Here is a 13,417-nt window from a genome sequence, read left to right as displayed (position 1 = left end):
AGGTATTTTTGGCCAGAAGAAGGACTATAGCCAGTTCTGTGTTTCCGTGCCGACTGCTTGTGCAGCTGACTGGAAACCGTCTTTTTGCAGCTGCATCTCCAGTCCTTGGGCAATTTGCGCGGCGAGGCTGAGGCCGCCGTAAACGAGGCCGGTGTAAAGCTGCACCGCTGACGCGCCTGCCTTGATTTTGGTGTAGGCCTGTTCGGCGGACGCGATGCCACCGACACCGATCAGCGGCACCTTGGTCATGCGATGAAGCTTTGCCAGAACGCGCGTGGATTTCTCGAACAGGGGAGCGCCGGAAAGGCCGCCCTTTTCCTGTGCGTGCGCGCTGCGTAGGCCGGTGCGGTCCAGCGTGGTGTTTGTTGCAATGATGGCGGCGACGCGCGCGTCCTCGGCCACCTTCGCGATGTCGGCGAGGTCCTGATCGGTCAGGTCCGGGGCGATTTTCAGGAAGACGGGGATGTCACCGCGCACCTGCATCACGCCGTCCAGCAGTGCCGCCAACGCCATTGGCCCCTGCAGGTCCCGCAGCTTTTCCGTATTGGGGCTGGAGACGTTGACCGTGGCGAAGTCGATATAGGGGGCGCAGTGTTGCAGGACCTTTGCGAAATCCTCGGCCCGGTTGGCACTATCCTTGTTGGCGCCAAGGTTCAGACCCACGGGCACCCCTTTGGGGCGTTTCGCTAGGCGGGTCGCAATCGCCTGCATCCCGTCATTGTTAAATCCGAAACGGTTGATGGCGGCCGCATCCTCGGTCAGCCGGAAGAGGCGCGGTTTGGGATTGCCGGGTTGCGGTAGGGGCGTTGCTGCGCCGACCTCGATCCAGCCAAAGCCCGCGCGGCTGAGCGGTGCAATCGCAGTCGCGTTCTTGTCGAAGCCTGCGGCAAGGCCCACGGGGTTGGGCAGGTCCATACCCGCCAGTGACGTGCGCAGGCGGTCGCTGGTGATGGGGCCGGGCAGCGGCGCAAGCGGTGTGTGCAGCGCCTTGAGTGCCAGTCCGTGCGCGGTTTCTGGGTCCAGCCTGCGCAGGGCCTGGGTTCCGATGCGTTCCAGTGCCTGTTTCATCCGAAAGACGCGCCCCCGTCTGCTGGTCTGCACCGGATCAGGCGCGAGGTTTTGACAGCTGCCTGCCGGTGCACCACAGCGCGCTTGTAGTCGGGATCAGTGACCATGGAGAGGAAGGCCCCTGCATTCGGGTAATGGGCGATAAACACGGAGTCCCAAGCCTCGTCTGCCGGACCGATCAGCGTGGTTTCAAATCCGCCGCGCCATGCAATACGGCCGCCGACCTTGTCCAGAACCGGGGCCGAGTGTTTGCCATAGAGCCCATAGGCCTGCGCGCCTGTCAGCCCGTCGCGCACCAGCTCATGGTCACCTGGATAGTTGGCGAGATCGTTGAAACGGACGAGGTTGAGCATCTCGATCGGTGTGTCGCGTGGTAGGTCCTTGAAGGCCTGAAACTGTTCTGCTGTCGGGTCGATATGGGTCACGTGTCGAACCCTGCACCCGCCGGGAACTGGTGATGTCCGTTTTCCAGTGGCAAGGGTTGTGCCCAGTGGACATCTGCCAGCCGCATCTCGCGGTAGAGATGCGGGAACTCAGCCCCGCCGCGGGACACTTCCCATTTCAGGTTATCACCCAAGGCGTCCGCCTCGACCGCGATCAGGAACAGGTTGTCTTCGCCCGCGAAATGCTTGGCAGCGGTTTCGGCAGCCTGTGTCGCCGTTGAGAAGTGGACATAGCCGTCCTGCACATCGATCGGCGCGCCCGGCGTGCTGCCGTTTTCGCGCAAATGCGCCCATTCGGGGGCGCGGAAAATCTTGTAAATCAGCATGGGTGCGTGATGCAGCTTGCTTACGCAGTGGTCAAGTGCGGGCTGTCATGGATTTGTTGCGCGCTTTCCCTAAGGAACCGCTTTGACTCGCGCTGCGGATTGTTGTCACGATATGGGGATAACCAATGAGGGAGACACCATATGACCCGATTTCTGATGGGCACCGCCGCACTTGCGCTGAGCGCAGGCATGGCATCCGCCGAATACACGCTGCACATTTTGCACACCAACGACATGCACAGCCGCATTGAATCGATCAACAAGTACGATTCGACCTGTAACGCCGAGGGCGAGGCCGAAGGGTCATGCTTTGGTGGCGTTGCGCGGGTAAAGAGCGCTATTGATTCCAAGAAGGCATCGCTCGACAACCAGAACGTCATCGTATTGGACGCAGGCGATCCGTTCCAGGGCTCGCTGTTCTACACCACCTACAAGGGTGCTGCCGAGGCCGAGTTTATGGAGCAGATGGGCTATGACGCGATGGCCGTGGGCAACCACGAGTTCGACGATGGCCCGCAGGGTTTAGCTGATTTCATCGAAAAGGTGAGCTTCCCCGTGATCTCGGGCAACCTGGACCTGTCGGCGGAAGAAACGCTAAGCGGCAAGGTTGAAAACCATGTGGTGCTTGAAGTGGGCGGCAAGAAAATTGGCGTGATCTCGGCGCTGGCCACGGACACGGTCGAAACGTCATCTCCCGGCCCAAATGTTGTTTTCCAGGATGAAATCGAAGCGCTGCAGGCGGATGTCGCTACGCTGCAGGGTGAAGGGGTCGATATCATCATCGCGCTGAACCACGTGGGCCTGACCAAGGACCTCTCGATTGCGGAAGCGGTCGACGGGATCGACGTGGTGATCGGCGGACACAGCCATACGCTGATGTCCAACGACGACGCAGAAACACCGGCCTATCCAACCATGGTGGGCGATGCGGCTGTCGCGCAGGCCTATGCTTACACCAAGTATCTGGGTCATCTGACAGTTACTTTTGATGACGACGGCAATGTGACAGCAGCCTCTGGTGATCCGATGCTGCTGGATGCGTCCGTTGAGCCCAACGCTGATTTCGTCGCCCGTATCGCCGAGATGGGGGCACCCATTGAAGAGATGAAGACGCGGATCGTTGCGGAGGCCGCAGAGCCCATCGAAGGGGACCGTTCGGTCTGTCGGGTGCAGGAATGCGCCATGGGCTCGTTAATTGCTGATGCAATGCTGGCGCGGGTCAAGGAGCAGGGGGTCGAGATCGCTATTCAGAACGGTGGTGGCATCCGCGCCTCGATCGATTCGGGCGAAATCACGATGGGCGAGGTGCTGACCGTGCTCCCCTTCCAGAATACGCTGTCAACATTCCAAGTCTCCGGCCAAGCAATGGTCGATGCGTTGGAAAACGGCGTAAGCCAGATCGAAGAGGTTAAGGGTCGCTTCCCTCAGGTGGCGGGGATGAGCTTTGCCTTTGATGCGTCAAAACCAGTGGGTGAGCGTGTGAGTGACGTCATGGTTGGAGGCGCGCCCATTGATCCGGCCAAGGTCTATGGGGTCGTTTCAAACAACTACGTTCGCAATGGTGGTGATGGCTATGCCATGTTCACCACTGCTGAGAACGCATATGATTTCGGACCTGACTTGGCGGATGTGTTGGCGGAGTACCTGGCGGAGCAGGGACCGTTCACGCCCTACACTGATGGTCGTATCACGGTGAAGTAGTGGCGGTGGCGCAGGGCACCTGCGCCTTACGGGATCAAGAGTAAGGCGGAGCTGACGCTCCGCCTTTTTTTGTGCCCAACTGTAAGGCGGAGGTGTCCTCCGCCGCGCTCGCGGATCAAGATCCGCCTTACGATTTCTATTTGTACCAGATAGCGTCATCCTCATGTGTGGACGTTTTTCAATATCGCTGGCCCCGGAAGACATGTCTGAGATGTTCGCCGCGGTTGCTGCGAACGACATGCCCGATGTCCCTAACTTCAATGTCTGCCCGACCGATGCCGTGCACACTGTTACATATCAACGTGGGCAACGATGGCTGGCCCCGATGCGGTGGGGGTTCATTCCGCATTGGTACAAAACGCCCTCAGATGGCCCGCTACTGATCAATGCGCGGGCCGAAACCATCGCCGACAAACCCGCCTTCCGCGCCGCCTGTCGGGAGCGGAGGGCTGTGATTCCGGCGTCGGGCTTCTATGAATGGACCCGCGAAGGCGACACGCGTCTGCCCTGGTACATCACCCGTAGCGATGGGACCCCACTCGTGTTTGCTGCTGTCTGGCAGGAATGGGCGCCGAAGGACCTGGGTCACGATCGAATTCGTGCAGCGGCCATTGTCACCACGGCCGCCAACAAACCGATGTCGGGTATCCACCACCGTATGCCGGTGGTTCTTGAGCCCGAGGATGTTGCACTTTGGCTAGGCGAAAAGGGTAAAGGGGCCGCTACGCTGATGCGTGCTGCCCCTCATGATGCTTTGAAGTGGCATCGGGTTGATGCCGTGGTGAACTCGAACCGTGCGTCTGGTCCGGGCCTCATCACCCCAATCGACGCTTAGTCGAGCGGTGCTGCCGCAAAGCTCAAATTGCCCTCGACGAGGAAGGAGCCATCTTCTTCTGAGACGGCATCCGCGTCGTAGAACGTGGTTTGCACGCCCGGTTCGACGACCATGGTTACGGATTCTTGATCCGCGATCGGACCAAGTGCCCAGCTCTCATGTTTCGAGATGATTTTGTGATCCGTACCGGTGAGGTTGGTGAATTTCACCGTGTCGCCCTCGTCAAGATACACAACCGACGGGAAATAGGCGTCCGGCAGGATCAGAACTTCGTGTTCAGCTGCAGAGACCGCGGTCGCAGCCGTCAGCGTGGCCAGGACGGCCCCAATTTGCATCGCGCGCTTCATGCCAGCACTCCTTTTGCTTCGGCCCCACCCGGAAGACAGAATCGTATCTGTTGTCTATGAGTGGAGAATAAGGCCGAATTGGGGCAGGCTTGCGTCCAGCCTGGGGCATGTCATCTGAATCGGGTTGGCGCCTGGTGCCGATGACGCATGGTGTTGCCGGTCGCGTCGCACTACATTCCGATGGAAAGACATGCCGATCCGGCACACGCAGATGGATGGAGGACCCTATGAACGTCGAGACAAAGATCCTGAAGGCCAAGGATGCGCCGGACCTTGGTTCCTTTGACTGGTCCGATCCACTGCGCCTGTCCGATCAGCTGAGCGAAGACGAACGCATGATCCAGGCCTCGGCCCATGCCTACGCCCAGGAAAAACTGGCGCCGCGTGTCGTCAGTGCGTTTGCCGATGAGACGACCGATGCAGGTATCTTCCGCGAGATGGGGGATATGGGTCTTTTGGGCGTGACGCTACCCGAAGAGTATGGCGGGCTAGGCGGCTCGTATGTCTCCTACGGTCTGGTCGCGCGCGAGGTCGAGCGGGTCGATAGCGGGTATCGGTCGATGATGTCGGTGCAATCCTCGCTCGTCATCTATCCGATCTATGCCTACGGATCGGAAGAACAGCGCAAGAAATACCTGCCCAAACTGGCGTCCGGTGAGTGGATTGGCTGTTTTGGCCTGACGGAGCCTGATGCAGGCAGCGACCCGGCAGGTATGAAAACCACCGCCAAGAAAACCGACGGTGGTTATGTGCTGAACGGGTCCAAGATGTGGATTTCGAATGCGCCCATTGCCGATGTTTTCGTGGTTTGGGCCAAGTCGGAGGAACACGGCGGCAAGATCCGCGGATTCGTCCTTGAGAAAGGTATGGCGGGCCTGTCCGCACCCAAGATCGAAAACAAGCTGTCCTTGCGGGCATCAATCACCGGTGAGATTGTGATGGAGAATGTGGAAGTCGGTGAGGACGCACTGCTTCCTGATGTTCAGGGGCTCAAGGGGCCGTTCGGGTGTCTGAACCGTGCGCGTTACGGCATCTCTTGGGGGGCGATGGGGGCAGCCGAGTTCTGCTGGCACGCCGCGCGTCAATATGGGCTGGATCGCAAACAGTTCGGCAAACCACTTGCGCAAACGCAACTGTTCCAAAAGAAGCTGGCAGATATGCAGACCGAGATCACCTTGGGTTTGCAAGCTTCGTTGCAGGTGGGGCGTTTAATGGATGCGGCACAGGCTGCGCCCGAGATGATCTCGATCGTCAAACGCAACAACTGCGGCAAGGCGCTCGAGATTGCGCGTGCGGCCCGTGACATGCATGGCGGGAACGGGATTTCCGGTGAGTTCCAGGTGATGCGTCACATGGTGAACCTTGAAACGGTAAACACCTATGAGGGCACCCATGATGTGCATGCGCTGATCCTTGGGCGTGCACAGACCGGTTTGCAAGCATTTTTCTGAAGACGCCCGGAAGACGCTTCAAGACAGAGCTGGGGTCCGGGTTGCTACCCGATCCCGTGCTTTGAAACGTTCGTCGATTCGGTGGTGTGTGGTGTGCCGGTGCCATGGCAAACCTGTCGATTGCGTACACAAGCGTGGGTATTCGACGGTTTCACGCATTCTCTTTTTCGGATGATTATGAAAGTTGCATCGCCCCGTTTTGTGGGCGCTGCGCCGCAGCACTGATCGGTCCAGGATGCGTCGCTTGCATACTGGTTGGACTGCCGCAAATCCCACCAAGGAAGGTGTTGTGATTTGCAATCCGCCTTTTGTGGACGCGCCGCGTCGCAGCATCATCGAGTGCCTAAATGCCGTGCAATCGCGTTTTTGACAGCCCCGGCTGACCGGTTCTGCGATGCGTTTTGCACACGTGTGCAAAAAACTGTTGCCAAGTCCTCAACCCGGTGTCTAGCCTAATACATCAACCTTTTGGCCGGGGGATCTTATGGCAGAAATCCAGCTGCGCAACATCAACAAGCGGTGGGGCACTTTCGTCGGGGTCGATAACTTTGATCTGACCATCGCCGATGAGGAATTTCTGGTTCTGCTCGGTCCGTCAGGCTGCGGCAAGACAACGACGATGCGCATGATTGCCGGGCTTGAAGATGCGACCGAAGGCGACATCATGATCGATGGCAAGCGCGTCAACGATCTGGACCCTAAGGACCGGGATGTTGCGATGGTGTTTCAGTCCTACGGCCTTTATCCGCACCTCAACGTCTATGAAAACATCCGCTTCCCACTAAAGGTGCGTAAGGTCGACCCCGCCTCGCATGACGAGAAGGTGCGCCGCGCGTCGGCAATGGTTGAACTGGATGAGTTTCTCCACCGCAAACCAGCGGAATTGTCCGGCGGTCAGCGGCAGCGCGTGGCTCTGGCCCGCGCCATCGTGCGCGAACCCAATGTGTTCCTCATGGACGAACCGTTGTCGAACCTCGATGCCAAGCTGCGTGTGTCGACCCGTGCCCAGATCAAGAACCTCAGCCACGAGCTGAAGGTCACGACCGTCTACGTGACCCACGATCAGATCGAGGCGATGACCCTGGCCGACCGTGTCGTGGTGATGAAACAGGGCAAGGTCCAACAGGTTGGCACGCCGACCGAGATTTACGATCGGCCCGCCAACACCTTTGTGGCTAGCTTCATTGGTTCGCCCGCCATGAACCTGATGGACGGCACGTTGAGTGGGGGCACTTTTACCGGCGATAATGTCACGATCAGCGGTCTGTCGGCACCAGATGGTCCGGCCACTTTGGGCTTTCGAGCCGAGGACGCGGCGCTCGCTGAAAGCGACGGCCAGATCACCGCGCCGATCTACACGATTGAGTTGCTTGGGGATGCCACGATGCTGACCGTGCGTGCTGGTGGGCAGCTTGTGTCGATCAAAGCGCACAAGGAATTCCGGGCCGAGATCGGCGATACTGTGTCCTTCACGGTTCCTGCGGGCATCTGCCACGCATTTGATTCTTCTTCAGGCGAACGTTTTGCCTGAGGAACTTGTTTGTCCGGAGGCATCCGGGCGGACCAATCCGGCCAGTGCAGCCTTGCAAGATGCACTGGCGTCAAACACAACAGGGAGTCTGTAAATGTATCTGAAGAAACTGGCACTGGCGGGCGCTGTCTCGCTTTTGGGCACCACGGCCTTTGCCGCGTGTTCCTACGAAAACGAGGTGCCGCTCAAGTCGCTGACCGCCGGGTTCGAAGCATGGAAAGCCGTGACTGACGCCATGGCCGAGTGCGGCAACTTCCAGGCCGAACTGGACCAGGAATTCCGCACCAAGCAACCTGCGGCGTTTGAGGCGAACCCGTCGCTGTATCACATCGGTGGTGTGTCGAACGGCACCGTCACGCCGCTGCTCAACGCTGGCACCATTCGTCCGCTGGATGATCTGGTGGCCAAGTATGGTCAGAACCTTTCGCCCAACCAGTTGATCCGTGTGGACGGCAAGATCATGGCTGTGGCGATGATGGTGAACACACAGCACCTGATGTACCGCAGCGATATTCTGGCCGATCTGGGCATCGACACCCCCACAACGTGGGATGAAGTGTTCGCGGCCGCTGACAAGATCAAGGAAGCGGGTGTCGTCGATCACGCCATTGGCGCGACCATGAAGTCGGGATGGAACCTCGCCCAGGAATTCGTGAACATGTATCCGGGTTTTGGTGGGGCGTTCTTTAACGACGACAACACCGCTGCGGTGAATTCGGACGCCGGGATGAAGGCGCTCGCAGCTATGAAGAAGACCCTGGATTATACCGATCCAGAGGTTCTGGTCAGCGATTCAACTTACGTTCAGCAACAGTTCCAACAGGGCAAGATCGCCATGGCGAACCTGTGGGCCTCGCGCGCTGGTGCGATGAATGACGAGAACGAAAGCCAGGTTGTCGGCAAGGTCACCATGGCTGCGGCGCCTATGGCAATGGACGGCGGTGCGCCTGCCACGACCCTGTGGTGGGACGGTATCGTGATCGCGGCCAACATCACCGACGAGGAGGCGGACGCAGCCTTCCGCCTGGCGATGGAAGGGCTGGATGCGGATATGGTCACGGCCAACAACGAGGCGGCGATCTGGCTTGTGAACGGTTACCAACCTGGCCCGCTGGCCGAGGGTGCAATTGCAACGGCGACCGCCAATCCCGCGCCGCCCGCCTATCCGTCCACCACGCAGATGGGTCTGCTGCACACGGCGCTGGGCAACGAACTGCCTGCATTCCTGACCGGTGACCGTGATGCCGCAGCGACGCTTGCGGCTGTGGAAGAAGCCTACACCACCTCGGCCAAAGAGGCCGGTGTGTTGCAGTAAGCAACTTGGGCTGGCCGAGGCGCATCCTTGGCCAGCCATCTCTTTGGTGGGAACGGATGACCCTTGAGTTCAACCATATCGATTTGAGCGGCGGCTCTGCTGGATGCGCGATTGTCGCGCGTCTTGCCGAACGACCGGATGCACACGCCGGTGCCGCGACCATGATGATCGAACGCCAGATCGGTGTTGTCTTGTGCATGGTGGAAAGGACAGCAGCATGAAGTTCAAAACCTTCTTCTGGTTTGTGGCACCATCGGTGTTCATGATGTTGCTTTTTATCGCGGCGCCTTTGATTTCGGTCTTCATCCAGTCTTTCCAGATCACCCAACCCGTCATGCAGCAGATTGAGGTCGAAACTTGCACCCCCGGCTTTTTGACCCAGACTTGCACAACGGAAATCAAGACAGTCCCAGTAATCGACGAGGAAACAGGCAGGACGCAAACAACAACAGCCTGGGTGGGTGTGCAGAGCTACCAGAACGTCTTGCAGATGGACAAATTCTGGGCCGCCATCGGCTCGGGCAACTGGGGTGACATCCTTCAGATCGATTTTTGGAAGGCGCTGCGGTTCACGTTGATGTTCACCCTTGTAACGTTGCCCCTTGTGATTGGTGTGGGTCTGATGATCGCGTTGGCTGTCAACAACGCGACCAAGGCGTTGCGCGGGCCAGTCATCTTCATTTCGCTCCTTCCTTTCATCATCACACCGGTCATTGGATCGCTTTCGATCTACTGGCTGTTTGTGGGTGACGGCATTCTGACGGCGACGCTGGAGCGTTGGCTTGATCGTGACATCGCGATGTTTGCCCAGGCCTGGACGATTGAGCTGCTGATGTATTTCTACCGCGTGTGGCACGTAGCACCCTTTGCCTTCGTGATCTTCTATGCCGGTCTGCAGACCGTGAACATGGACACACTGGAAAGTGCCATCATTGACGGAGCGAACCGTTTTGAACGTCTGCGCTATGTCATCATTCCGCACCTGATGCCTTTGATCATCTTCATCGCCCTGATCCACCTGATGGACTGTTACCGCGTCTTTGACGAAATCATCGGCTTCCGCAGTCAGGCGCATGTGATTTCGCTGCAATGGCTGACCTTTGATTTCCTGACACCTGATGACGCCGGCAACCGGGCGATCAGCCGGGCGGCAGCGAGCGCTATGCTGACAATGGTGGGCATTGTGATCCTGCTGATCCTGCCGCTGCGCCGCACCTGGCGTGACCACAAAGGGGGGGCACATTAATGTCCAAAGCCACCGCGCAGCCGCTGTCCCTCAAAGTCGCATCGGGCGCGTTCCTCGCCTTCTGGTGCCTCATCGCGGCCTTCCCCATCGCGTGGATCGCGGTGATGAGTGTGAAATCTCCGCGCGATGCCTTTGACGCCAGCGCGTGGAACGTGATCACCGGACCCGCTACGCGGGCGGCGGGCAATGGGCTCAGTTTCCTCGACATCCTTCTTGGCCTGATCGTGCTCTACTTCGCGATCCGCTGGGCGTTCACCCGGCTGCCGGGCATGGTTGAGCAATACTCGCCCCCTGGCTTCATCGTGCTAGGCTGGCTCGTAGGCGCTGCGGTCTATGGCCTGCTGTTTGTGCTGATCTTTTTTGGAGCACTGCCTTTGGTCTTCGGCATGCTCAACAGCATTGCCGGTCCGCTAGGCAAACCGATACTGGGGCTCACAACAGAGCATTACGTTGCCGTTTGGGGTGAGAACCAGTTCTACCGCAACTTTATCAACTCGATGATCGTGACGGCGGGCGTGGTGACGGTGTCGCTCACGGTCGGCACGCTCGCGGGCTACGGCCTCGCACGCTCCGGCTCGAATCTCGCTTTCTGGCTCCTGATCATCGCGCTTGTTTTCCGCGCCCTGCCGCACTCGGTGCTGGTGGCGGGCTACCTGCCGTGGTTCATCAACTCGGCTGAAATCCTGCGCCCGATCCTGGGCGACCTCAGCCCGACACTTTATGGCCAACCCTGGGCCATCATCGCCGTGCTCGTCGCAATCAACCAACCGTTCACGATCTGGATGCTGCGGTCGTTCTTCCAGAACATCCCATCCGAGTTGGACGAGGCGGCGCGGGTAGACGGCTGCTCGCATTTCCAGGCGTTTCGCCGGGTGATCATGCCGGTCATGTGGCCTGGGGTCATCACGACGGGGCTGTTCAGCTTCCTTCTGGGCTACAACGATTTCCTCGTCACGGCGCTGCTGCTTGATGCGCAGAACCAGACCATGGTTCCGGCCATCGCGGGCTACTTCAACCGCGAGACGACTACGACTGACCAGGTCGAGGCGGTCGCTGCTGCCGTGTCTATCACGGCACCCCTGTTCCTTCTGGTCATGGTGTTCCAGCGCCAGATCGTGTCGGGGCTGACAGCGGGGGCAGTGAAAGGCTGATGAGCAGTTCGTCGCGCACCTGCCGGATGCAAGCGCATCCCGCGCTCAACCGGATGCCACGGGATTTCATTTGTGTCCGCGTCGTTTCTTCGACGCGTCACACATCACAAATGAAAGGATGATCCGATGAAGGGATCCCGCCCCGAGCAAGCGGTTCTGACCCGCGACACTGACATGACCAAGACCGAGGAAACGCGCGCGGTTATTGAGGGTATGGTGGATGGTCTGAACGACCACCGCATTGATGATATTGGCCAGTTCTTTGCCCAGTCCTTCCGCTGGATGGGAAATCGGGGATGCGGCACCAAGACGGGCTTGCAAGAGTTTCAGGACAACTGGCAACGCCCCTTTCAGGCGGCCTTTGCCGATAAGGTCTGCGTTGACGAGGCGCGGCTGTACATGGGGGAGTGGGCTGCAGCCTTTGGTCGACAGGAAGCCACCCATGCCGGCGAATTCATGGGGATTGCGCCCACCGGCAAGCGGATCGAGATCCGGTACATGGATTTCTGGAAGGTGGAAGACGGCCGTATCACCGACAACTACGTGATGGTCGATTTTCCCCACGTCCTCGCCCAGCTGGGGCGGGACGTTTTTGATGGTGAGGGCTGGGAAGCCTTCGATCGTGGCGACAAGACACCGCCGCGACCCGACAACTGAGGTGACGAGATGACAATCGAGTATTTGAAGCGCGGCAAGCCCGAGGCAGAGCGGGCCGAGGACGATGCCAAGACGCGCGCTATTGTCGAGGCAACGTTGGCTGACATCGAGGCGCGCGGCGATGCAGCGGTTCGAGAGCTGTCGGAGAAGTTTGACAATTACAGCCCCGAGAGCTTCCGCCTGACGGAAGCCGAGATCGACACGCTGATGGACGAGCTGACCCCGCGCGAAATGGAGGACATCAAGTTCGCACAGCAACAGGTCCGTGACTTTGCCCAGGCGCAACGCGACTCGATGCTGGATATCGAGGTCGAGACGATGCCGGGTGTGATCCTTGGCCACAAGAATATCCCGGTGCAGTCCGTGGGCTGTTACGTGCCGGGGGGCAAGTTCCCCATGGTGGCCTCGGCCCATATGTCCGTGGCAACCGCCTCTGTTGCCGGAGTTCCGCGTATCATCGCCTGCACCCCGCCCTGGCAGGGCAAACCAAATCCGGCCGTCATTGCCGCCATGCACCTGGGCGGTGCGCACGAAATCTACGTCATGGGGGGCATTCAGGCCGTGGGCGCTATGGCGATCGGAACCGAGACCATTGACCCGGTGCACATGCTGGTCGGTCCGGGCAACGCTTTTGTGGCTGAAGCCAAGCGCCAGCTCTTTGGCCGTGTGGGCATCGATCTCTTTGCCGGTCCGACGGAGACGATGGTGATCGCCGACGAAACTGTCGATGCAGAGATGTGTGCCACGGACCTGCTCGGGCAGGCCGAGCACGGCTACAATTCACCCGCTGTGCTGCTCACCAACTCGCGCAATTTGGCGGATGAGACAGCTGCGGAGATCGAGCGGATCCTCGGCATTCTGCCCACCGCCGATACCGCCCGCAAAAGCTGGGAGGATTATGGAGAGATCATCCTTTGCGACACATATGAAGAGATGCTGCAGGTGGCGGACGACGTTGCATCTGAACACGTGCAGGTCATGACGGACCGGGATGACTGGTTCCTCGAAAACATGACCTGTTACGGCGCGCTGTTCCTTGGGCCGCGAACCAACGTTGCCAATGGGGATAAGGTGATCGGCACCAACCACACCCTACCGACGAAGAAGGCAGGTCGGTATACGGGTGGTCTCTGGGTCGGCAAATACCTGAAGACGCACAGCTACCAGAAAGTCACAACCGATGAGGCGGCGGCAGAGATTGGCGCCTATGGCTCGCGGCTTTGCATGTTGGAAGGGTTCGTTGGCCATGCCGAGCAGTGCAACCTGCGGGTTCGCCGGTATGGCGGGATCAACGTCCCCTACGGCGAAGGCGCACCGGCGCGTGATGCGGCGGAGTAGGCAATCGC

14 protein-coding genes are annotated in these 13,417 nt (G+C 59.4%); 10 read left to right on the top strand and 4 right to left on the bottom strand.

All coding sequences use genetic code 11. The features are described from left to right. Window positions 1-24 precede the first annotated feature (24 nt). The 3 genes from AC6RA8_RS03915 to AC6RA8_RS03905 are packed head-to-tail and all read right to left on the bottom strand — an operon-like array spanning window position 25 to window position 1,837. Complete coding sequence (locus tag AC6RA8_RS03915) at window positions 25-1,068, bottom strand: quinone-dependent dihydroorotate dehydrogenase (protein WP_500350819.1); 1,044 nt, start codon at window positions 1,066-1,068, stop codon at window positions 25-27. Further along, window positions 1,065-1,493 carry a DUF1330 domain-containing protein gene (locus tag AC6RA8_RS03910; RefSeq protein WP_500350818.1) on the bottom strand — a complete coding sequence of 143 codons (429 nt, stop codon included), beginning with the start codon at window positions 1,491-1,493 and terminating at the stop codon, window positions 1,065-1,067. Before AC6RA8_RS03910 ends, AC6RA8_RS03915 begins: the two co-directional genes overlap by 4 nt. Next, window positions 1,490-1,837, bottom strand: coding sequence for a DUF952 domain-containing protein (locus tag AC6RA8_RS03905; protein ID WP_500350817.1), 348 nt, complete (start codon window positions 1,835-1,837; stop codon window positions 1,490-1,492). Before AC6RA8_RS03905 ends, AC6RA8_RS03910 begins: the two co-directional genes overlap by 4 nt. Window positions 1,838-1,978: 141 nt before the next feature. On the opposite strand from AC6RA8_RS03905, the gene AC6RA8_RS03900 reads away from it, so the two are divergent. Both AC6RA8_RS03900 and AC6RA8_RS03895 read left to right on the top strand, forming a co-directional pair. Then, entirely contained in the window at window positions 1,979-3,538 is a 1,560-nt protein-coding gene (locus AC6RA8_RS03900) for a bifunctional metallophosphatase/5'-nucleotidase (RefSeq protein WP_500350816.1), read from the top strand. 163 nt (window positions 3,539-3,701) lie between these two features. Continuing rightward, window positions 3,702-4,373, top strand: coding sequence for an SOS response-associated peptidase (locus tag AC6RA8_RS03895; protein WP_500350815.1), 672 nt, complete (start codon window positions 3,702-3,704; stop codon window positions 4,371-4,373). Here the strand turns inward: AC6RA8_RS03895 and AC6RA8_RS03890 are convergent. Continuing rightward, the gene (locus AC6RA8_RS03890) at window positions 4,370-4,720 is read right to left on the bottom strand and encodes a cupredoxin domain-containing protein (RefSeq protein WP_500350814.1); all 351 of its coding nucleotides are present in this window, start codon (window positions 4,718-4,720) and stop codon (window positions 4,370-4,372) included. The two genes, AC6RA8_RS03895 and AC6RA8_RS03890, sit on opposite strands and share 4 nt — an antisense overlap. Window positions 4,721-4,947: 227 nt before the next feature. On the opposite strand from AC6RA8_RS03890, the gene AC6RA8_RS03885 reads away from it, so the two are divergent. From AC6RA8_RS03885 to hisD, 8 genes are all read left to right on the top strand, one after another. Next, window positions 4,948-6,171: an acyl-CoA dehydrogenase gene (locus AC6RA8_RS03885; protein ID WP_500350813.1), complete on the top strand. Its 1,224-nt coding sequence runs from the start codon at window positions 4,948-4,950 to the stop codon at window positions 6,169-6,171. 484 nt (window positions 6,172-6,655) lie between these two features. Continuing rightward, the gene (locus AC6RA8_RS03880) at window positions 6,656-7,702 is read left to right on the top strand and encodes an ABC transporter ATP-binding protein (RefSeq protein WP_500350812.1); all 1,047 of its coding nucleotides are present in this window, start codon (window positions 6,656-6,658) and stop codon (window positions 7,700-7,702) included. Between the two features lie 94 nt (window positions 7,703-7,796). Beyond that, complete coding sequence (locus AC6RA8_RS03875; protein WP_500350811.1) at window positions 7,797-9,017, top strand: ABC transporter substrate-binding protein; 1,221 nt, start codon at window positions 7,797-7,799, stop codon at window positions 9,015-9,017. 56 nt (window positions 9,018-9,073) lie between these two features. Beyond that, a complete protein-coding gene (locus tag AC6RA8_RS03870) occupies window positions 9,074-9,238 on the top strand; it encodes a hypothetical protein (RefSeq protein ID WP_500350810.1) in 165 nt (54 codons plus the stop codon). Beyond that, entirely contained in the window at window positions 9,235-10,263 is a 1,029-nt protein-coding gene (locus tag AC6RA8_RS03865; RefSeq protein WP_189369228.1) for a carbohydrate ABC transporter permease, read from the top strand. Before AC6RA8_RS03870 ends, AC6RA8_RS03865 begins: the two co-directional genes overlap by 4 nt. Then, window positions 10,263-11,414 (top strand): carbohydrate ABC transporter permease, encoded by a 1,152-nt coding sequence (locus AC6RA8_RS03860; RefSeq protein ID WP_500350809.1) that lies wholly within the window; start codon window positions 10,263-10,265, stop codon window positions 11,412-11,414. The genes AC6RA8_RS03865 and AC6RA8_RS03860 overlap by 1 nt, the downstream gene beginning before the upstream one ends. A 126-nt stretch (window positions 11,415-11,540) precedes the next feature. Beyond that, the gene (locus AC6RA8_RS03855) at window positions 11,541-12,071 is read left to right on the top strand and encodes an ester cyclase (RefSeq protein WP_500350808.1); all 531 of its coding nucleotides are present in this window, start codon (window positions 11,541-11,543) and stop codon (window positions 12,069-12,071) included. A 9-nt stretch (window positions 12,072-12,080) separates the two neighbouring features. Then, window positions 12,081-13,409 carry a histidinol dehydrogenase gene (hisD, locus tag AC6RA8_RS03850; RefSeq protein ID WP_500350807.1) on the top strand — a complete coding sequence of 443 codons (1,329 nt, stop codon included), beginning with the start codon at window positions 12,081-12,083 and terminating at the stop codon, window positions 13,407-13,409. Window positions 13,410-13,417 lie beyond the last annotated feature (8 nt).

The sequence above is a fragment of the Tateyamaria sp. genome (genome assembly GCF_059783535.1).
Note: the sequence above shows the minus strand (reverse complement) of the source record. Positions and strands in the feature narration are given on the sequence as shown.

What these genes read in the sequence shown, in the direction of transcription:
- AC6RA8_RS03865 (WP_189369228.1), top strand. Translation starts at nt 9,235, where the DNA reads ATGAAGTTCAAAACCTTCTTCTGGTTTGTGGCACCATCGGTGTTCATG.
- AC6RA8_RS03895 (WP_500350815.1), top strand. Translation starts at nt 3,702, where the DNA reads ATGTGTGGACGTTTTTCAATATCGCTGGCCCCGGAAGACATGTCTGAG.
- hisD (WP_500350807.1), top strand. Translation starts at nt 12,081, where the DNA reads ATGACAATCGAGTATTTGAAGCGCGGCAAGCCCGAGGCAGAGCGGGCC.
- AC6RA8_RS03885 (WP_500350813.1), top strand. Translation starts at nt 4,948, where the DNA reads ATGAACGTCGAGACAAAGATCCTGAAGGCCAAGGATGCGCCGGACCTT.
- AC6RA8_RS03915 (WP_500350819.1), bottom strand. Translation starts at nt 1,068, where the DNA reads ATGAAACAGGCACTGGAACGCATCGGAACCCAGGCCCTGCGCAGGCTG.
- AC6RA8_RS03855 (WP_500350808.1), top strand. Translation starts at nt 11,541, where the DNA reads ATGAAGGGATCCCGCCCCGAGCAAGCGGTTCTGACCCGCGACACTGAC.
- AC6RA8_RS03875 (WP_500350811.1), top strand. Translation starts at nt 7,797, where the DNA reads ATGTATCTGAAGAAACTGGCACTGGCGGGCGCTGTCTCGCTTTTGGGC.
- AC6RA8_RS03900 (WP_500350816.1), top strand. Translation starts at nt 1,979, where the DNA reads ATGACCCGATTTCTGATGGGCACCGCCGCACTTGCGCTGAGCGCAGGC.
- AC6RA8_RS03890 (WP_500350814.1), bottom strand. Translation starts at nt 4,720, where the DNA reads ATGAAGCGCGCGATGCAAATTGGGGCCGTCCTGGCCACGCTGACGGCT.
- AC6RA8_RS03880 (WP_500350812.1), top strand. Translation starts at nt 6,656, where the DNA reads ATGGCAGAAATCCAGCTGCGCAACATCAACAAGCGGTGGGGCACTTTC.
- AC6RA8_RS03860 (WP_500350809.1), top strand. Translation starts at nt 10,263, where the DNA reads ATGTCCAAAGCCACCGCGCAGCCGCTGTCCCTCAAAGTCGCATCGGGC.
- AC6RA8_RS03905 (WP_500350817.1), bottom strand. Translation starts at nt 1,837, where the DNA reads ATGCTGATTTACAAGATTTTCCGCGCCCCCGAATGGGCGCATTTGCGC.
- AC6RA8_RS03870 (WP_500350810.1), top strand. Translation starts at nt 9,074, where the DNA reads ATGACCCTTGAGTTCAACCATATCGATTTGAGCGGCGGCTCTGCTGGA.